The organism is Chryseobacterium sp. TQ-BC-N36, from assembly GCF_058382295.1.
The window spans coordinates 2,038,926-2,059,136 of record NZ_CM178175.1 but is presented as its reverse complement, the minus strand read 5'-3'; the positions used below and the strand labels follow the sequence as shown (position 1 = coordinate 2,059,136).

Annotated in this window: 14 protein-coding genes; 6 read left to right on the top strand and 8 right to left on the bottom strand. The window is 35.5% G+C overall.

Features of this window, described 5'->3' with window-relative positions; all coding sequences use genetic code 11:
* Positions 1-844 precede the first annotated feature (844 nt).
* From AC3FI7_RS09200 to mnmE, 5 genes are all read right to left on the bottom strand, one after another.
* Positions 845-1,225, bottom strand: a complete 381-nt coding sequence (locus AC3FI7_RS09200) for a hypothetical protein (protein ID WP_491461897.1) — start codon at positions 1,223-1,225, stop codon at positions 845-847.
* A gap of 802 nt (positions 1,226-2,027) precedes the next feature.
* A complete protein-coding gene (locus AC3FI7_RS09195; RefSeq protein ID WP_491461896.1) occupies positions 2,028-2,381 on the bottom strand; it encodes a DUF4280 domain-containing protein in 354 nt (117 codons plus the stop codon).
* Positions 2,382-2,386: 5 nt separating this feature from the next.
* On the bottom strand, positions 2,387-3,100 hold the full coding sequence (locus tag AC3FI7_RS09190; protein ID WP_142723357.1) for a hypothetical protein: 714 nt from the start codon (positions 3,098-3,100) through the stop codon (positions 2,387-2,389).
* A gap of 45 nt (positions 3,101-3,145) precedes the next feature.
* Positions 3,146-6,394, bottom strand: coding sequence for a type VI secretion system Vgr family protein (locus tag AC3FI7_RS09185; RefSeq protein ID WP_491461895.1), 3,249 nt, complete (start codon positions 6,392-6,394; stop codon positions 3,146-3,148).
* Positions 6,395-6,853: 459 nt separating this feature from the next.
* Positions 6,854-8,239: a tRNA uridine-5-carboxymethylaminomethyl(34) synthesis GTPase MnmE gene (mnmE, locus tag AC3FI7_RS09180; RefSeq protein WP_491461894.1), complete on the bottom strand. Its 1,386-nt coding sequence runs from the start codon at positions 8,237-8,239 to the stop codon at positions 6,854-6,856.
* A 394-nt stretch (positions 8,240-8,633) separates the two neighbouring features.
* Between mnmE and AC3FI7_RS09175 the strand changes: the two genes are divergently transcribed.
* Together AC3FI7_RS09175 and AC3FI7_RS09170 are read left to right on the top strand one after the other, a co-directional pair.
* The gene (locus AC3FI7_RS09175) at positions 8,634-9,686 is read left to right on the top strand and encodes a phage tail-like protein (RefSeq protein ID WP_491461893.1); all 1,053 of its coding nucleotides are present in this window, start codon (positions 8,634-8,636) and stop codon (positions 9,684-9,686) included.
* A 16-nt stretch (positions 9,687-9,702) separates the two neighbouring features.
* Positions 9,703-10,218: a phage tail-like protein gene (locus tag AC3FI7_RS09170; RefSeq protein WP_491461892.1), complete on the top strand. Its 516-nt coding sequence runs from the start codon at positions 9,703-9,705 to the stop codon at positions 10,216-10,218.
* Between the two features lie 67 nt (positions 10,219-10,285).
* Here the strand turns inward: AC3FI7_RS09170 and AC3FI7_RS09165 are convergent, their stop codons facing one another.
* Positions 10,286-10,756, bottom strand: a complete 471-nt coding sequence (locus AC3FI7_RS09165) for an Lrp/AsnC family transcriptional regulator (RefSeq protein ID WP_343659101.1) — start codon at positions 10,754-10,756, stop codon at positions 10,286-10,288.
* A 143-nt stretch (positions 10,757-10,899) separates the two neighbouring features.
* On the opposite strand from AC3FI7_RS09165, the gene AC3FI7_RS09160 reads away from it, so the two are divergent.
* From AC3FI7_RS09160 to AC3FI7_RS09145, 4 genes are all read left to right on the top strand, one after another.
* Positions 10,900-12,288, top strand: coding sequence for an MFS transporter (locus AC3FI7_RS09160; RefSeq protein ID WP_291895849.1), 1,389 nt, complete (start codon positions 10,900-10,902; stop codon positions 12,286-12,288).
* Between the two features lie 145 nt (positions 12,289-12,433).
* Positions 12,434-13,180 carry a metallophosphoesterase gene (locus AC3FI7_RS09155; RefSeq protein ID WP_142723364.1) on the top strand — a complete coding sequence of 249 codons (747 nt, stop codon included), beginning with the start codon at positions 12,434-12,436 and terminating at the stop codon, positions 13,178-13,180.
* A gap of 116 nt (positions 13,181-13,296) precedes the next feature.
* Positions 13,297-13,848, top strand: a complete 552-nt coding sequence (locus AC3FI7_RS09150; protein WP_142723365.1) for a DUF2652 domain-containing protein — start codon at positions 13,297-13,299, stop codon at positions 13,846-13,848.
* Between the two features lie 383 nt (positions 13,849-14,231).
* Positions 14,232-16,412, top strand: a complete 2,181-nt coding sequence (locus AC3FI7_RS09145) for a TonB-dependent receptor domain-containing protein (RefSeq protein WP_142723366.1) — start codon at positions 14,232-14,234, stop codon at positions 16,410-16,412.
* 438 nt (positions 16,413-16,850) lie between these two features.
* Here the strand turns inward: AC3FI7_RS09145 and AC3FI7_RS09140 are convergent, their stop codons facing one another.
* The gene (locus AC3FI7_RS09140) at positions 16,851-19,061 is read right to left on the bottom strand and encodes a glycoside hydrolase family 3 C-terminal domain-containing protein (RefSeq protein ID WP_491462090.1); all 2,211 of its coding nucleotides are present in this window, start codon (positions 19,059-19,061) and stop codon (positions 16,851-16,853) included.
* 275 nt (positions 19,062-19,336) lie between these two features.
* On the bottom strand, positions 19,337-20,146 hold the full coding sequence (gene metQ, locus AC3FI7_RS09135; RefSeq protein WP_291895858.1) for a methionine ABC transporter substrate-binding lipoprotein MetQ: 810 nt from the start codon (positions 20,144-20,146) through the stop codon (positions 19,337-19,339).
* Positions 20,147-20,211: the final 65 nt, after the last annotated feature.

The following is a 20,211-nucleotide window of genomic DNA, read 5'->3' as shown; positions in this document are numbered from 1 at the left end:
CACTCAATGTTGACTGCAGTTTAAGAATATTAGCCAATTTCATTCGTAGATTCTAAAGACATAAATGACTAGGATAAAATAAATTATTGTGAAGAAAATTGAATATCCGGAATATAATAAAATCGATATCTCCAAAAAGTATTCTGATAAATTAGGTCTAGGATTTTTATTAAAGAACTAGTAATCAGTATTATTATCTTCAAAATGTACCGGAAAGACAAAGTGATTGGTATGATGCTGTATACTTTTGGAAAAGTTTTTTTTCATTTAAAAATATTTTTTAGTCTTTTCGGTTATCCTGTCTCTTTTTTGGAGACAGGATTTATTTATAATAAGAAATAAATTCTGAAAACTTTCCCTTTTTCAAACAGTTAACAGCTTAAAACTTCTTTACATAGTCAAAGGTTAAGTTCATTTAAGGATTTATGGACTTGATTTGACTACTTGATTGTCTATAAAAACGAAATTTATCTTGCATTCCTAAATCGTAAATGTATAGTTTTTTTCCTCTAAAGTATGCTAGAATCTACACATTATAAATAAGCTAGATGATACATTTTCATGCTTCGCTACAAAATTTGTGTTGGTCTGCTAGCACTTAATCTGACAGGTTAATATAGATTAATTAAGTATTATTATGAAAACAAAACAGTCATAATTAATATAAATAATTCACTTTCAAAATAGTACCTAAATTATTTTGATAATGATATACTTAAATGTACCAAATGTTTAGTCGTATAAAATAGGACGTTAATTAACTTAAAATATTTGATCTGCCAATCTATAAAATTCTATTATTTAAAAAATAAATTTTGGTACATTCAAGTATATTGTCACCTTTTTAAAGAGCGAATTTTACAGTAAAACCAATATTTCCTTGCCAACCAGTGCCAGGAGAATACGATACGTTACCAGTGACTTCCCCTGTAGTGGATCTTGCCTTTTTTTGTTCAGTAGTAGCATTAACGGGTACATCTCCAAATTCAACATAATCTCTGCATAGAATAGAAGTTGCAGTCTGCCAGCCAAGCACCAGCCTAAAACCCTCTTCCATACCTTCATAATATTCCTGCTGGGATTGGGTTACTACAAAATTGGCTAAAACCCAAGATTTTAAATCAGTTGCCATTTCGATGGCAACCTGTTGCAATTCGTTGTCTGAAAGCTGAAACAATTCAGCCTGCTTTTGTTTTACACCAACAGGTGTTAATGGATAACTCATGTTTTAATGATTTTATGGTTAATAAAAAGTATTTAATAATCTGAATGTCTAATAAAACAATGTGATTAAAATATGATTCGAAAGTTGAATATCACAAATGTTATTGCACTATGCACTATCTTGGCGATTTGTATTCAATGACTAGTGAATAATATGTTGTAAATGTAATTTTTACTTATTGTAAATCAGGTAATTATCGATAGATTTTATATATGTGTTAAATTTGAAAACCTAATTGTCTAAAGTCATTTGTATTATCAAGCAATCTATGTAGAGCTGTGGTTTACTTTCTCAGTGACTTCATTTTTTAGAAATGAATTTTTACTATTATATATTTTGGACTCAGGCTAATTTATTTGTTTTCCTCACTCAAATTCTCTCAAAGTGGATGATATAGAATGTTGAGAGAACTTTAAAAATCAGCTTTTTGAAAATTGTTAATCAATTTATTAAGTATAGTAAATTAACCTTTTAATGGGCGTAATAAATTATTCAAAGTGAAGAAATAGGCCAACTATCCAAACTAAACTAATGATATGTTCTTAATCGATTATTTGAAAAACTGGTGAAAATTCTGAAAAATTCTGTTGAAATAAAATAGTAATTGATTATTTATAAAGTGATAGTGTCTGTTAAGTGCAGTGAGTTAACCTATAAAATCTTGAATTTTTTACTTTAGAATTGGGACAAAACTGGAGACAAATTCAAATGATTCACAATGTTAATTTTTTTATTTAAAAAACATAGGTTTATGAGTGGAGTAGATGCTTTTTAAATTATGTCATCAGTGAAACCAAATTATTCACCGCGCCTCATGGTCTTCTTTATGCCCTTTGTTTTTTATACTTATTTTACCTCCTATACTACACATACAAAATGAATCTTCTGTAAGGATTTTATAGCTATTGATGGTATCTTTTTCTGTTGTTTTCTGCCAAGCCGTTGGTGCTGGCATACATGGTAAATATCCAGCTGAAGTAGGTTTTAATTTACATTGTCCAAAAGGTTTTATATTTACATTCGCCTGCTCATCCTGTTCTGTAGCAATATATTTTCCTTCAGCCGTAGAGAAGTTCTGGCTGGTAACACTTAGAATACTTGGTGTTGTTCCTTGGTTACAGGATAATTGGGCGGTATCAGTAATTTTTTGTGGCATAAAGTTTATTTTTTTTCATATAGAATTTCAACAGAATCATTATGTTTGCCATTGATGCAAGTTACCTTTTGAATCTCACCGGTATTACCTTCAAGCTCAATTATTATACTTGAACCATATTTACCGTCATATTTTCCTCTATATTCTATTTCCCAAGTACTTTTTTTAGTTATGTCATCAACTCCTCGGCTTATTGAAGTATATTCATTATGCAAATCAATATTATTTTTGTTGCAATAATTGATAATATCGTCAGGTGTTATTTTAAAATCTTTGTCTGTGTCTGTTTGTTTGATAAGTTTTCCTGAATCGTCAAACTCATATTTGATACCGATAGCTCCAATACCATTTTTGAAATTTACCCATTTTTGATGAATAACTCCCTTGTGATTATATTCTTTATGAATTGTAAATAAAGAATTTTTAGGAGTCGTGTCATTAAAGTAGCCACTTTCTTTATCTCCAAATATTTTTATTTCTGAACCGAAGTTGTCTGTGTAAATTAAATTTTCTGCCTCATCTTTATGATTATCAAAATATTTTATGTCAAAATATTCTACTTTATCATTAATAAGATTTTTATAATTGTTTTGTGTATGCATAGCTGAATGTTTTATAGAGGTCGGTATATTTGGTTTATCTGCGGTACTTTGTTTTTTATTTTGTCCTTCGCAAGAAAGAAATAAGAATATAAAGGTTATATAAATTAAGTTTTTCATTTTATTTTTTTTATAATATTATTACTCTTTAAAAAATCAGGCAAATTATTCTTTTTCACATCTTTTTTGTGCTTTTGTCCATTGCCAATGATAAATGCTAATAACAGGGACAGGAGGAGTTGCCATATCAGAATAGTCCATTATATTATCAGTAATATTTTGTTCAAGAGTAAATTCTCCATCATTATCAAAGCTATGATACAAACCTAAAGAATGTAAAGTTTCATGAGCCACAGTGCTGTCATTGAATCCCTTTGCGTAAACTATAATTGTTCTCAAATCTTTATCTACACTTCGTCCAATACCATATAAACCACCAGCTGATTCATTTATAAAATAAATTTTATAATAATCCCTATAATTCTTTGTTTTATCATATTTTTTATAAAGCTCATTATTTAAAAAATTGTAAATGTTATCAGACCATCCGTTTTCAATTCTCTTTTTTGCATTTGAGCCAACAATGAAAAGCGTATTATTAAAATTAGTTTTGCGATTATGTTTTTGTTTCGTTATTGAATCAACATCTTCATGGAATTTTAATGTTAATTTATTTTCAAAATGTGGATTTATTAATGCTTGGTTCATGTATTGTGTAAGCTCAATACTTCGACCTACTGGTTGCGCTTTTTTTATACCATTGCCAATATTTGTCCATACTTCAATAAAAACAATTTTGGCTTTATATCTATTTTTATTTTTCGCAACTTTTAATTTACCTGCCAAAGATAGCTCTTCTTTACCTTGAGAGTCTTTATAAGTTGCGATAACCTTAATAGGCTGGTCTGTTGCAAATTCTTTCAGACAAGTAATGTTCATTTCTAATTCATGTTTTCCTATAGTTAAAGGAAAAGGTGCATGGGTTATGTTGAAAAACTTATTTTCATATTCTAATGTTAATTTTTCAGGTTTCTTTTTTATATCAACTATTACTCTTAATGTAGCTAAAGTATTTTTATATGTGGTTGCAAGTTCTTTAGGTATAACTTTTCCATTACTCTGTTTAATATTTTTGATTATTATTTTAGGATATAAGCTTAACCAAGGAACACAATAGTTTATCTTTATTTTTTTACCTTTTTTATTTTTTACAGTATAGACATGAGGATTGAATAATGACATTAATTTAACAAACTCAGTTTTATCACTAACAAAAAAACTTACAGGAGGAAGATTAGGATCATTATCATATACTTGTCGTAATGCTCCATTACTATCTCGATATTTTCCTATTCTATTTCCATAGTAAACATCTCCTGGGATTTTCGTATCACCAACTCTTATCCAGTCAAAACCATATCCTTTGCCACCCCAATCATCTTTTGGTCTAAAACTTACGAGACATCTTTCATCCACATAAACAGGAGCATATTTATAGTTTTGAGGTTTGTTAGTTTGATTATTTCCCTGTTTACCATGCATATCTACAATTCCCTTACTGTTTACAATTGTATTTTGATCAGAATGCATAAACAGTTTTTGGGTTCCAGCTACATTGGTTTCCTTTGCTTCAATTTTGATCTCATTTTCAGAATTAAATACAGCTTTACCTGCTTGTGTATGGAAAAATTCTGTTATATTTTGCAATAAAGTCGGAGAGTTAACCATCATTTTTTGAAAAATGTTGAGCATTGCATTATTCACAACATTGAATGTCATATTGTTTCCAATATTCATATCCAAATTATTTCCAGCCTCAAGTATAATATTGTTAGGAGCATTTATTCTGATATTCCCTTCACCATCTAAATAAATAAAGTTGGTACTTCCATCCTCTGTTCGTATACTTCCCTGTCCTTCATTATCATTAAAAAGAATTTTATTTCCGCTACGTGTTTGTATGGATTTAAGATGATTATCAGCCCCTCCGCCTAAACCAATTTTACCATGAAACATTCCACCCATTGCAAAAGGGAAATCTGGATTGTGATATTCAAAACCAACCATTACCTGATCTCCGATTTCAGGGACTGCGACAAATCCTCTGTTTTGGCTTATTGCATCTGTTCCGCCCGCATCAGGGCTCATCATTCTGATAAAATGGGTGGTATCATTCAACTGCCAATCAAATCTTACCTGTATTCTTCCTTGGTTTAAAGGATCAACGTTGGAGATTACAGTTGCAATTTGTGGTTCAGCTTTTGGTATTAGAAAATCAGGTTTAGGTATAAAACCAGTTCCTTCGGCAATAGCTTCAAAATCTCCAGTATAATATCCTCTTGCATCCACCTCATGATTTACTTCAGTGATCATCAATCTAGTGAAGTGTGAAGTTTGGTTGCTATCTGGTTTTCTCATGGCTAGATCTGCTACACAGCCTGTATATAGAAATGGTACAGTTGTTTTTCCTGAAACTTTAAAAACATCTACCGCTTTACTTCCTCTTGCACTTTTCTGTGAATCATCTATATCTAGAAACATATTAGGATTTACAGGAGCAGGAGTCAATGAGCGGGTTTTAAATATATTGTTGTTAAGTTCATAAGTTTCAGATGATAGTTCACCAAGATGCTTGATCTGATTATCAACACCAATCATCTTTGCGTGATTACTGCTATTGTATCCAAAATATTCAGGCTTTATATGTATCGCATTTAACTCTATCTGTATCCCATTGATATTACTGCCATCAATAAGCTTTATAGACTTTTCATGAGGTGGTAACTTTCCGAAGTGTAACGTTTCTCCATCATAATAGAATTGTTCCCCATAAGCTTCTGCAATTCTGGCAAGGTAATTATAATGGGTTTCGCAATATTGTGAACTGTAGTTGATATAACTATTGTTTTGCGTATCTATTCTAATATCAAAATCATTGTTACTAAATGCTTCTTTGATCACTCTATCAGCAATAATGGAAGTATTGACTGGTTGGCTGCCTCCAAAACTTTGAGTATGCGGAGCAGAATCCATCAGAATGGTAGGACTATTTCCTTTCAATACAATATTTCCCAGACGCATCTTTTCCTGACTAAATGCTACCTTCATAATAACTCCTACAAATGTGCGTTCTGGACTTTCGTTTTCAGGGTCTTTATACTTGAAAATAACTGTTAATCTTTTTCCCAAAAACTGTTTTGTCTGCTCTAAATTATGGCTTTGTGTTTTACCTAATGAATCGTGTGCTAGAGTAAGTTCAAAGTAATGATGTGTTTTGGCGCTTTGTTGTAAACGGAAGTGCTTAAAGTGGCTAATAGGTTTTCCATCAATCACAATGTCAAGCTTCACCACACGGTTAATGCCTGCAATATGATTATCCGAAATTTTCTCGGCATTAGATCTATTTTTTTTCATTATGATTTGTGTGTTTTATATCACTAAATGTAGATAAAAACAATGCCAAAACTGAACTTTTTTGATTTTATTTCAAAAATTGTAGTAAAACTACGATTCAAATAGCACAACGCAATTTTGACATTAAAACAATCGAAATAGCCTATTCTTTAACTATATGTCTAAAGATTGACCAGGTGTTTGTATACCTTTATTCTTTAGTACCTTGGCACTTTACCGCTTTTATATTTTTAAAACCTAATGCTTTTATTGCCTTAAGTAAAAGAGGGCGTAAATAAATTTTGAAAATACTTATATTAAACTCTTACCAATGATCAAAATCGTATATTCTCGCCCCCTCGCTGGCACAAGCGTTACGTTCGTCACCCATTATTTCATAAAATATAAAAACAAAAAAAGCAAGCTAACAGCTTGCTCTGATTTTTTATAAAAAACTCAATTATATAATCTTAAAAACATCTACTTTCCGATACAAAACTTAGAAAAAATATTCCCCAGTACCTCATCATTGGTGACTTCACCAGAAATTTCTCCAAGATGTTCCAGTGCGTTTCTGAGCTCATAAGCAAGCAACTCAGTAGAGATTCGGAAAGAAATGGCTTCTTTCACCTTATGAACGGCATCCAGAGATTTTTTTAATGCTTCGAAATGACGCTGGTTGGTGATCACAACATTGTTTTCTTCGGATTTTAAATGTTCAACATACGATGAAAGCTCATTTTTCAGATCCTGAATATTTTGATTTTCAACGGCAGAAATCTTTATGAAATCAAACTCGTGAGCAATGGCGTTTCTGAAAATGTCTTCTACTGTTTCGTATTTTGTAGGAGTGACTTCATCAATTTTTGTAGCACAGATAATCAGTTTCAGGTCTTCTCTCAGTAGAGACTGGATCATTTCAATATCCTCAGAAAAATCTTCGGTGGCAGCATCAGCCAGATAGACAAGAATGTTGGCATTTTCAACCTTTTCCTTTGCCTTTTTAACACCGATAGCTTCAATTTCATCTACTGTTTCACGGAGCCCGGCAGTGTCAATTAATCGGAAAGCATGTCCTTTAATATGGAGGACTTCCTCAATGGTATCTCTCGTGGTTCCCGCAATATTACTCACAATGGCTCTTTCTTCTTTCAGAAGGGAATTTAGCAGGGTAGACTTTCCTGCGTTGGGTTTTCCGATGATGGCAACGGCTGTTCCGTTCTTAATGGCATTTCCGTATTGGAAACTTTCGATCAGGGAATTTAATTTTAATTCAATTTTATCGAGTAATCCGCTTAAGGCGCTTCTGTCTGCAAATTCAACATCTTCTTCAGCAAAATCCAGCTCCAGTTCGATTAGGGATACAAAATTTAAAAGATCGGTTCTTAACAGGGAAATCTCATTGGTAATTCCTCCTTTCAACTGATTAATGGCCACTTTTCTGGAAGCTTCATTTTCAGATGCAATGACATCAGCAATAGCTTCTGCTTGGGAAAGATCAATTCTACCATTGATAAAGGCGCGGAGTGTAAACTCTCCGGCTTTGGCCATTCTCGCGCCGTTTTTTATAAGGGTTTCAAGAATACGTTTTCCGATATGCGGCGAGCCGTGAAAAGCAATCTCCACAGAGTTTTCAGTGGTGAAACTTTTTGGGGCCAGGAAAATGGAAAGCATTACTTCATCAATAGCTTCTGCCTCGTCCATAAAATAACCGTAATGAATGGTATGGGATTTCTGTTTTTCCAGATTTTTAGCCGGAAAACTTTTCTGAACTACAGATAAAGCTTCATTTCCTGAAACTCTGATGATGCCTAAAGCACCTATTCCATTGGCCGTAGCCAGTGCACATATCGTATCGTTATTCATAATGCAAATTTACGATTTTTAATATGAATTTTTGCTGAGGTCTTTTATTCACATTATCTATTGTTTTATTCGGGATAAAACAGAAAAGACCTGTAAAATTATTACGATTTTGAGTTAAACTATAACCTCATCAGGTGGAAAAAACAACATTTAAAAATTAAATAATAGAATATATTTTGATGTTTTTAGAGTGGTTCAGTGTTTTGTTTTTCAATGATTTATGTTTGTTTTGAATGATGGGTAAGAATATAAATTCTGATGAAGTATTCTGTAAGGATAGAAAAATTAAACACCTGTTTGGTATGTTAATTGTTTCTTAATGCGCCAATGATGTTGAAAATTTAAATATTTTTTATTTAAACGGTAATAATTCGTTAAAATATTATAAATGTATATGGATAGATTATTTTTCTTAAATATTAATAAGAAATTTATTTTTTTATTAATGTTTGCTTTCAGTGCTTTTGCCTATGCTCAGTGTATTCCTTATACGGGACAGTCAATGACAGGTGGAAATACCTATTGTCTTAGTGGAAACCTTAGTGTAAGTACAAATATCAGTATTCCGAATGGGACGACTCTTATGATACAGTCTGGACAGCTTCAATCCAACAGTATTCAGGTGGATGGAACATTGGAAATTGGTGACGGGGCAAGTGTTCAGTCTACAGGAACCGTGAAAGTAGGTACTTTCGGATCTCAGAAAAATTCAAAGATTAAATTAGGAACGAAATCTTTCCTCTCTCTTGTTGGATCAGTAATTCAGGAAGATCCAACCTTTGGAGGCTTCTATCCCGGAACGACTTCAGTGATCGAGATGGGAACAAACAGTGTAGTGGAAATTTGTGGAACATTTACCCAGCAGTCTACTACATATCCCTCTGTTGAATACATGGGTATTCCTACCGGTAAAGCGTACTGTATCGCAAAAGCAGATGTAAGTGGAGGGGGAGGGGCTTCCATAATCAGTGATGATGCCCAGATTGTAACTATTGCGATGGGATCTGTTATAGGGTTAGGAATGGGGAACTCAAGCTTCTGTGGACCAAATGCCACGAAGGCCATGTGTCCTGCTCTTTGGCCCGAAGGATTATCAGAAGATAAAGCCAGCTGTGGGAATGCTCCAATTATTATTGATGATATCGACGGATTCTGTACTAAGCCTGGAGCTTCCGGTACACCTGACGGATACACCAGATTCGGAATTACTGTGCAGCAGAAAAGCGGTGCGTGGCCTGAAAATATCCCTAACGGATTTTTAGCCATGGAATCAAAAAACAAAGGATTTGTTATTACCAGGGTTCAGCATGTAAGTCAGGTGCCACAGTCCGGAGATGCGATCGCAGAGCCGAAAGAAGGAATGCTTCTGTATGACATTCAGGACAAATGTGTAAAGCTTTATAACGGAACAGAATGGAAATGTATACAAAAAAGCTGTAATGATTAACCCCAATGATAACAATATGAAAAATATAAAAAACATAAGTATGGCAGTTGCTTTGGTTGCCTTTAATTCATTTTTTGCACAGGTTGCAATTGGTAAGCAATCGGTGGATGGGATCAGTACTGTCCTGGATTTTGATAATGGGTCCGGAAATACAAGAGGTTTGATTCTTCCTGCAACATCAGGTTTTCCCACAGGGAGCATTGCTAATGGAACATTTATCTTTGATGTTACAGATAAAAAGGTAAAAGTATATGAGAATAATACCTGGAAATCCTTGTCAGATACAGGGAGCTCAGGCGCGGTTGCTGTCAACAATTCAGCAGAATCCGGGAAGGGGGTTATTATAGGCAGTGATGAAAGTAGCGCTGATGGAGTATTGGTATTGGAATCCCGGAATAAAGCAATGGTGCTGCCAAAAATAGCAACGCCGCATCTCATTGTAAAAAATCCTTATCCAGGAATGATGTGTTATGATACAGCCAGTAAAACGCTTGCCGTATTTGACGGATCAGTCTGGAATTACTGGAAATAACAAGAAAATATCATATTTTAATAACAAAAGCAGCTGTGAATTAATATACAGCTGCTTTTCTTTTGACTTAAACAATCTGAACACTTTCCTTGATGCTGTTCATCACAAAAATACTTTTGGTCTGGCCAATTCCTTCGATTTCGGATAATTTATTCACAAAAAACTCATGAAATTCATCCATATTCGGAGCCAGGATTTTGAGCATAAAATCAAAATCTCCACTGATGTTGTAAAACTCTACCACTTCTTTCAGTCTGCCGACTTCTTCAATAAATTTTCCTGCCGTTTTTTTATTGTGAACATTCAGGGCAATCATACAGATGACCATCATTCCTTTATTGACTTTCTTGCGGTCTACAACGGTGGTATATTCTTTAATGATGCCCTGTTTTTCCATACGTTTGATACGCTCGTGAGTGGGTGTAGGGCTCAGGTTGATTCTTGCTGAAATGTCCCGTACACTCATTTTAGCGTCTTTCTGAAGCAGACGGAGGATCGACAGATCTTTTTCATCGGGAATATAATTTTCAGTTGCCATTTTGTTCTGTTTTTATAGGGGGTTGTTAGCTGTATTAGGTAATTTGTTCTTTTAATTTTTTGTAATAAATGATTTCGTTCCAAATTTATGATTAAATTTTTATATACGTTCTGTTAATTTTAATTTTGCAGGAAATTTGAAATATGGATACAAGGAAAAACTTAATATTAATTTTAGCATCGGTAGGAACATTTGTGGAGGCTTTGGATATCGCCATTATTAATTTAACAATTCCTTCTATTCAGCAGCAGTTTCAGATCGGAGCAGAAACGGTTCAATGGCTGCAGACCCTTTATGTACTGTTTTTTGGAGGATTTCTGATTATTGGAGGTAAGCTTTCTGATCAGATCGGAAGAAAAAAGATGTTTTTACTCGGAGCTTTGATCTTTATGCTCACTTCATTGGGGGCAGGAGTATCTCAAAACTTTGAAATACTGGCAATATTCCGTGCTTTACAGGGGTTGGGAGCTGCTTTGGTGATGCCTTCAGCATTATCTATCGTAACGAATACCTTCAGGGAGGAGCAGGAGAGAAACCGTGCGATCGGAATTTTCAGTTCATTTGCTGCTATCGGTTCCGGCAGCGGCCTTTCGGTAGGAGGAATTATCAGTACTTACCTTAGCTGGCATTGGGTTTTCCTGATCAATGTTCCGATTCTCTTAATCACATTGGTACTTTCGTACTACTATCTTCCATCAGATGAAAAAAGTGAAACCGCTAAGAAAACAGATGTGGTATCCGGAATATTGATGGTGATGGGACTTTTAAGTTTAACATACGGAACTCATGAACTGGTTCATATTAAAGAACAGCCTTACCTGATAACAGGTTCTTTGGTTCTGGCATTGCTGCTTATTGTCATGGTTTATTACCGGTTGAGATCTGTTACAGAGCCATTGGTTGATCTGAAATTGTTTAAACATAGGTCTTTAGTCGTTTCCAATGCTGCATTCTTTATGCTGGGCGCATTTTTTATCGGGTTCTTATTCCTGATTTCACTGATGCTTCAGAAAGACATGGGATACAGTGCTGCAGCAGCAGGGTTAATGCTTGTTCCGTTCAGTATTATATCTGCCCTGACTGCCAAGTTCATTCTGCCTCATGTCTCAAAACGTCTGATTTCCTCTCAAATGGGCGTTTTAGGATGGCTGTTTATGTTGATTGGAGGTTTATTATTACTGATCTCTGTTTACACAGGACATCCGCTAACTTTGGTTTTATTGGGAGCGGCATGTATTTCGGGAGTAGGAATGACGTTCTGCTTTACTGCACTTTCAGTAATGGGAATTCAGGATGTTGAACCTTCCAATTATGGTCTGGCATCAAGTTTGAGCTCTACCAGTTACTTTTTGGGTGCCGGGATAGGGCTGTCTTTCATGACTTTGATGGGGCAGATCTTTCCGTCAGAATTTTCAGTGGGAAGCCTCAACCTGATGATATTGACAGGTTACGCTCTTTTGGCGCTTGGAATGTTATCTTATTTTATCTTGAAAAGCTTAAAAGTGAAGCGGGCAGAAGTAGCTGTTTCATAATGAGCGGCCTTAAAAATACACAAACTATATGAGGAAAGAATCGGCGCCCAGGTGTCGGTTCTTTTTTTGCAAATTTGCTTATCATTTTTACCCAATAGTTTCTTCCTCTTGCTATTTCGCTATCTTTGCTTCTTTACTATTTGTCATGAAAATACAGGTTATTAGCGATCTTCATCGGGAATTTGGGAGTACGGAATTATATTTTGATCATTCGGATATTGTTGTGCTGGCAGGGGATGTCAATCTCGGAACCAAAGGTATTGAATGGATTAAAGATGTCATTCCTGACAAACCTGTCATCTATGTTTTGGGTAATCATGAATACTATAAAGGCTCATACCCGAAAACCCTTAACAAGATCAAAGAAGCGGCTCTGGATTCCAATGTTCATGTGCTTGAAAATTCATGTGTAGATATTGAAGGAGTGCGTTTTCATGGGGCCACCTTATGGACGGATTTTTCTATCTTTGGAAATCCTGTTCAGTACGGAATGCTTTGTCAGTCCAAAATGAATGATTATAAAATGATCAGGAGAGATCCTTCCTATTCGAAAATGAGAACACTGGATACCTTTAAAATCCATCAGTTCTCAAAACAATGGCTGCAGGAAAGCCTGAAAGATTCAAGAGGACTTAAAAATATTGTCATTACGCATCATGCGCCCAGCATCAGATCAGTGCCGGAACAATATCAAGAAGATGAACTAACGGCTGCCTATGCTTCTGATCTGGAGGATGTAATAAAAGAATATCAGCCATTATACTGGATTCACGGCCACATTCACACTCCATGCAGATATAAAATTGATGAAACGGAAGTGATCTGCAACCCTCACGGTTATATTGATGAGAAGTACAACGGATATGATAAGGAATTGATTATTGTTGTTTAACAAAAATGTACTCAGCAGATGTTTCCTTAGATTTTCTTTTTTGCTTTAGAATGATAAAGTAAAATTGAATCTGCTTCGTCTGTATTGATGAAGCAGATTTTTAATCCATTATCATTATGAAGACAAATATACAGGAGGGGATCATTCTTATTCCGGATTTCAGCGGATTTACCGAGTTTGTGTTCAGTACAAAACTGTATACAGGTGAGTATATTGTACGACAGTTACTGTCTACGCTGATTGATGTAAATAATCAGTACTTTGAAATTTCCGAGATTGAGGGTGATGCCATTTTATTTTACCGTTATGATGAAAATCCATCTTACAAAAGTATATCAAAGATGCTGTGGAAGATGAGAAGTGCTTTCAACAGGAAAATAGAGGAACTGAGCAGGAGCTTAGGGACTACTATTGATCTGGCTCTCAAGTTCATTGTTCATTATGGCTCCTTTTCCCAATATAGTATTGGAAATTTCAGAAAATTATATGGAAAAACAATTGTGGAAGCTCATCAGCTTTTAAAAAACGGAATAGCAGAGCAGCCTTCATATGCTCTTTTCAGTAATTCTTTCCTGGAAAACAGCAGAAAACAGAAATCTGATTTTAACGGGGACCCGCTTCGCCTGCCTGAAGTAGGAGTTATCCATTATTTTGAAAGTTTAAACTAACGTATATTTTAATAGTATTCCTTGTAAATTTACTATTGCTGGAGGTCCGGGTGAGATCCGGACCTTTTTTGTCAGGTCTTTGAAGATCTGCTGATGAAGAAATTTTTTCCTGTTTTAATACAAATATTCATGTGCTCGTCATTAATTTAGAAATTTTTTATGCTATACTGAAATTACATATAAAATACTTTTTTAAGAGTATTTATTATTGAGGTAATTTATATTGTATTGATTTTTTGAATAGTTTATATTTTTTTTGAATTTATGTTCTTGTTTTCAGTTGGTATCTTATTGGAAATTAAATGCTTATTTTAATTTTTTTTACTTTTTGATGTAACAAATACATGAAGATAGTGGTCTTATAGAAAAAACTATAATTTCACATGAAAATACTCATATTTCCAATCGCAATATTAACGGGTTCATTAGCAATGGCCCAGCAGGCCACAGCTGCAAAGGATACTGTAAAAGGAAATGCAAAAGAAATAGAAGCGGTCACTCTGGTTGCCAGAAAACCAACCGTAGAATCTAAAGTGGACAGAACTGTATTCAATGTAGCTAACAGTGCAATTCTGGCCGGAAATACAACATGGGATGTTCTTAGAATGACTCCTTTGGTAAGTATTAATAATAATGATGAGGTAAAAGCTGAAGGACAGCTGGTAACAGTTTATATTAATGACAGGAAATCAGTGTTTACAGGAAAAGAACTGAAAGAGTATCTTAAGACCATTCCCGCTGATAACCTGATGAAAATTGAAGTTATTACCAGCCCGTCTTCCCGTTATGAAACCTCAGGATCCGTGATTAATATTGTCCTTAAAAAAAGGGATGACGAAGGGTTAAAAGGGAGTATCTCTCTCAATAACAGGCAGAGTACCAAAAACTCACAGTACACGAATTTTAATCTGAACTACCATAAGAAAAAGTTTACACAGACCCTTATAGGAAGTTACAGCAGCGGAAATTATGTACAGAAGACTCAGACGTGGGACAACCGGTATGAGGGAAATAAGCTCACCCAGTTCAGTCTGGAAAACCTCATGCGAAATGAAAGCCCTTCTATTTCCTCTACTTCTGAATTTGAAATCAATGACAAAAATAATTTTGGGCTTGTACTGGAATACTCACAGAACAGGAATTTATCTTCGGCAGAATCCGACGGGATGACTTCCAAAGACGGAGATCCCGGTGAATCTTTTCACCAGACTCAGAATAACTGGGGCTTCAGCCGTAATCTGGGAACCAATGCTTTCTATAAGTATTATGATAAAGAAAAGAACAGAATTTTAGATGTTAATATAGGAACCAACTACTCCAGTAATAATGATGATAATTTAATTGATAAACAGATTAACAAGCAGGGAGTAATAACAAACCAGCAGTTGGGAGTGATCAGTAAAAATCAGATGCGTAATTATTATCTGAAGGTTGATTATACACAGCCTTTTGGTAAATCAGGCGGTACTATGGAAGTGGGAGGGAAAACGGAATTGAATAATCATGTTATTCCCAACAGTCTTTACGGATTCAGTATGGATAATCCAACACCTGAATTTTCTAATTTATCAAGAAATGACAGGTTTCATTATGAGGATAATCTGAGCTCTTTATATGCTAACTACAGCAAGACATTTTTTGAAAAACTGGAAACCAGGATCGGGCTGCGGTATGAGTATATCGATTATAAAGTAAGACAGGATGTGGCAGGTACGGAGAGGAGAGATTCTTACGGGACTTTTCTTCCCAATTTATTATTGAAATACAGCTTTTCAGAGAAATTTGATCTGAGCCTTACGTATAACCGGAGTATTTGGAGACCATGGTATTCAGAATTTAATCCTTTTCTGGTACCCGAAATTAACGGAACTTATTCCAGGGGGAATCTTTATCTGAATCCAAACCCTAATGACCGGCTTTATCTGAAGTTTGGAATTCTGAAAAAATACTTTATTTCTGCAAGGTATATGCATACCAATCAGGATTACTGGACGACTTATGTAACGGAGAACGGAAGAACAGTCTCTTTACCCGGGAACTTCGATGGAAAGGTTGAAAAGTATTATCTTTTTGCCAATACCAATCAGAATTTCCTGAAAAATAAGCTGAACGTAAATGCCGGATTTGGGTGGTACTATATTAACAATAAAGATTTCAATCAAAAAAATGATTTAAGAGGGAAAGATTATATCAGCTATTGGGGGGCTTCCGCGAATGTTTCTTATACCAACCTTTTCAATAAAAATATTAACCTCAGCGCATGGGTAGAATTGGCCAATCAGAATAACGGAAACTCTTATGCAAACAATACCAATGTTTTCCATAATATTTCAGTGACCAAAATATTCCCGAAAACCCAGATGGAGCTGAGCATGCAGCTGATGAATATCTTTAAAAGGCCTTATGGGGATAATACGACTTATAGCCCTGACGGAACTTTCAGAGAATATTCAAAATGGGACTGGTACGGTGTTTCGCTTACTTTTGTAAAACGCTTTGGAAATCAGAAGGTAAAAGAAAATACCAAAACAGATGTAGAGAAAAATGGCGGAGGCGGAAAATAATTCAGGCCTTGTCAGATACAATAAAAGCAGGTTTCCCATTGGAATCTGCTTTTTATTTTTGGCTGAAAGCTCGAAGAGAGAATCTACTCTTGATGATCTCCAAAAACTGTGGAATCTCTGTGATCTGTGAGAAAAAAATTAACGCAAAGTTTCATTTGAGTTTCTTATTATTTTAAGGCAGCAAAGTTTTGAATCAATGAAATTGATTCTTTCTAAGCAAACGTACAGTCATGATCCTTCGTAAACAACAGTGTTGCTTTCTTAGCCCCCTTAAAAGTATTACTTTTTTCATTTAAAACTTTGCGTTAAAAAACTTTCGTAGATCTGACAGCTTTCAAAAACCTTGGATAAAAAAACAGATCCCGATCTGGAATCTGTTTAGCATTCAATCAAATAATTATCAAACAGAGTTTTATACTCTTAACGCTCAGTTTTTATTTACTTAAGGATAAACTTCACCTTCGTTTTAATCGCATCTGACGAATTTCCAATCAGTGCTTCAAAGTCTCCCGGTTCAGCAACCCAATCGTGCTTTTGAGGATCAAAATAGCTTAAAGCCGTTTTGTCAATCGTGAAAGTAACTTCTTTCTGTTCTCCCGGATTCAGATATACTTTTTCAAAGCCTTTCAGTTCTTTTGCAGGACGGGGAACAGATGATTTTAAATCACTGATGTAAAGCTGGGCAACTTCGGCACCTGCTTTTTTACCCGTATTTTTAACCGTTACTGTAAAGGTAATCTTACCATCCTGTGATATTGTGGTCTGATCTGCTTTTGCTTTCCCGAATTCAAAAGTGGTATAGCTCAAACCATGTCCGAAACTGAACAATGGTTTTATGTTTTTGGTGTCATGCCAGCGATACCCTACAAAAATGCCTTCGTTGTATGTGATATTGATTGGGTTTTTCTGGTCTTTACCTTTTCCTGCAGCGAATTCATCCTTTTGGCCAGGGTATTCCCCGAGCTGGTGGGCCGAATTGTCTTCAAGTTTTACCGGGAATGTAAACGGAAGTTTTCCTGATGGGTTGGCATCGCCCGCTAAAATTGCAGCAATGGAATTTCCAGCCTCAGAACCCAGATACCAGGCCTGTACAACGGTAGGAACTTCTTTAATCCATGGCATGGCCACAGCATTTCCTGAAACTAAAACTACCGCAAGGTTTTTATTGGCTTTTGCCAGAGCAGAGATGATCTGATCCTGATTGTAAGGCAGTCCATAGCTTTTTCTGTCATTTCCTTCACTGTCCTGGAAATCTGCCTTATTAAGGCCGCCTACAAAAATGACATAATCTGATTTTTTGGCCAGTTCTACAGCTTCATTCAATAATTCTGCTTCAGAACGGGTATCTTTCAGATCCTGTCCGGATTTTACGCCATTATACTCACCTCCGATATCTCCTACATACCCTCTTGCATACTGTACGTCAGACTGTTTTCCAAATCTGGATCTGATCCCATCTAAAGGCAACGTTTCATATTTCACTTTTAATGATGAAGAACCGCCGCCTACCGTCATGATTTTGATGGCATTTTCTCCGATAACTGCTATTTTTTTAGCCTTATTAATATCAATTGGAAGAATATTTCCCTGGTTTTTTAATAAAACGATTCCTTCTTCACCTATTTCTTTGGCAACCGCTTTGTGTTCTTCAGAAGCAATATTTCCGAAAGGTTTATTACGGTTCATTGTTGTTTTATAGGCGAGACGAAGCAGTCTTGTGACTTTATCATCAAGTTCTTTGGTTCCTACTTTTCCTGCTTTAATCAAATCGAGATAAGGCTTTGCCAGATAATAATTGTCATAGGCATTTTTTGTTCCTGCAGAAAGTCCGTTGGTCCATGATCCGAATTCAAGGTCAAGACCATTGTGAATAGCCTGTTCCGTATTGTTGACAGCACCCCAGTCGGATACCACAACGCCTTTATAGTTCCATTCTTTCTTCAAAATATCATTTAAAAGATACTGATTCTGGCTGGCATACTGGCCTTTGTACATATCATAAGCTCCCATGATCGTCCATGAATCACCCTCTGTTACCGCTGCTTTAAATGCAGGAAGGTAAATTTCATAAAGCGCTCTGTCATCTACATTCACATTACTTGTATGGCGGAACATTTCCTGGTTGTTCAGCGCAAAATGTTTTACAGAAGTTGCAACACCGTTAGACTGCACTCCTTTGATATAAGGAACCACCATCTTTGAAGTCAGATAGGGATCTTCACCCATATATTCGAAATTTCTTCCGTTCAGCGGTGTTCTGTAGATGTTTACTCCAGGCCCCAGAAGAATATCTTTTTTTCTGTAACGGGCTTCCTCACCCAGAGCTTTTCCATAATTCCATGCCATTTTTTTATTCCATGTTGCAGATAAAGCAGTCAGGGCAGGGTAAGCAATAATGGAGTCGTTGGTCCATCCTGCCTGGTCCCATTCATCCCACATGACTTCAGGACGAACCCCGTGAGGTCCATCTGTAGTCCAGAATTCCGGGATTCCCAATCTTGGTACACCCGGTGAACTGAATTTAGACTGTGCATGCAGCATAGCCACTTTTTCTTCCAGAGTCATTTTTGATAATGCATCCTGAATACGCTGTTCTACAGGTTTGGATTCATCCAGATAAACGGGAATGGGAGTATTGATCTGAGCCATATAAGATGCAGAAATAAAAGTGAGTAAACTTATAATGACGGTTTTTTTTAACATAATGCCTTTCAGTTTGATTAAAAACAAAAGTAAAGAAAATTTTTATTATCTCAAATTGAGAAAATAAAAAATAATGAATAAAAAACTGCCTGCTTGTTTGCAGACAGCATATTCTTAAATATTTTATTTTTTGGAGCTGAAAAAGAAAGAGAAAAAGAGAAATGTCAAATCTGAAAAGAAATTATGTCTAATACTCTCAGTCACTCAAACCCTCCAACTCATCAGTCCCATCCTTTCACAGCACCTCCTTTGAAAATTTCTTTGGCTTTCTTTTCCACTTCAGGAGACTCATAGGCTTTTACAAAATTTTTTACTTTCTGACTGTTTTTATTATCCTGTCTTGCCACGACTACATTCACATAAGGAGAGTCTTTATCTTCGACAAGGATGCCTTGCTTTTCCTGATCCAAACCGGCCTGTGCAGCAAAATTATTATTGATCACCCCTACAACAACATCTCTGTCATCCAGAACCCTTGGAATCTGGGCTCCTTCAATTTCCATAATTTTCAGCTGCTTCGGATTTTCTGTAATATCAGTTACCTTTGGAAGAAGTCCAACGCCTGCTTTTAATTTCAATAACCCGTTTTTCTGCAGCAGAAGCAAAGAACGCCCTCCGTTGGTAGGATCATTGGGAATAACAATCGTGCTGCCGTTCTGGAGCTCGCTAATATTTTTAATCTTTTTTGAATAGGCCACAATAGGGTACACAAATGTATTTCCCACAGGAACAAGGTTATAACCTCTCTGCTTGGACTGTTCCGTTAAGTAAGGAATATGCTGGAATGCATTGGCGTCAATATCTCCGTTGGTCAAAGCTTCATTGGGAACTACATAATCATTAAAAGGAATAAGTTCCACTTCCAGGTTGTATTTATCTTTTGCTACTTTTTTTGCCACTTCAGCAATTTCCTGCTCAGGACCATAAGTGATTCCCACACGAATAAAATTCGGGTCATCTTTTCTTCCCGAACAGGCACTGAACAGTAATATCCCCGCAGCCAATAAACCAAAAATCTTTATTTTTTTCATTCTATTTTTTATTTAAAATTAAGATGAGAGTCGTTAAATTACGAAAGGCAAATTAGAAAGGTGCC

Coding starts and splice junctions, on each gene's coding strand:
- AC3FI7_RS09200 (WP_491461897.1), bottom strand. CDS start 1,225: ATGAGTTATCCATTAACACCTGTTGGTGTAAAACAAAAGCAGGCTGAA.
- AC3FI7_RS09195 (WP_491461896.1), bottom strand. CDS start 2,381: ATGCCACAAAAAATTACTGATACCGCCCAATTATCCTGTAACCAAGGA.
- AC3FI7_RS09190 (WP_142723357.1), bottom strand. CDS start 3,100: ATGAAAAACTTAATTTATATAACCTTTATATTCTTATTTCTTTCTTGC.
- AC3FI7_RS09185 (WP_491461895.1), bottom strand. CDS start 6,394: ATGAAAAAAAATAGATCTAATGCCGAGAAAATTTCGGATAATCATATT.
- mnmE (WP_491461894.1), bottom strand. CDS start 8,239: ATGAATAACGATACGATATGTGCACTGGCTACGGCCAATGGAATAGGT.
- AC3FI7_RS09175 (WP_491461893.1), top strand. CDS start 8,634: ATGGATAGATTATTTTTCTTAAATATTAATAAGAAATTTATTTTTTTA.
- AC3FI7_RS09170 (WP_491461892.1), top strand. CDS start 9,703: ATGAAAAATATAAAAAACATAAGTATGGCAGTTGCTTTGGTTGCCTTT.
- AC3FI7_RS09165 (WP_343659101.1), bottom strand. CDS start 10,756: ATGGCAACTGAAAATTATATTCCCGATGAAAAAGATCTGTCGATCCTC.
- AC3FI7_RS09160 (WP_291895849.1), top strand. CDS start 10,900: ATGGATACAAGGAAAAACTTAATATTAATTTTAGCATCGGTAGGAACA.
- AC3FI7_RS09155 (WP_142723364.1), top strand. CDS start 12,434: ATGAAAATACAGGTTATTAGCGATCTTCATCGGGAATTTGGGAGTACG.
- AC3FI7_RS09150 (WP_142723365.1), top strand. CDS start 13,297: ATGAAGACAAATATACAGGAGGGGATCATTCTTATTCCGGATTTCAGC.
- AC3FI7_RS09145 (WP_142723366.1), top strand. CDS start 14,232: ATGAAAATACTCATATTTCCAATCGCAATATTAACGGGTTCATTAGCA.
- AC3FI7_RS09140 (WP_491462090.1), bottom strand. CDS start 19,061: ATGGCTCAGATCAATACTCCCATTCCCGTTTATCTGGATGAATCCAAA.
- metQ (WP_291895858.1), bottom strand. CDS start 20,146: ATGAAAAAAATAAAGATTTTTGGTTTATTGGCTGCGGGGATATTACTG.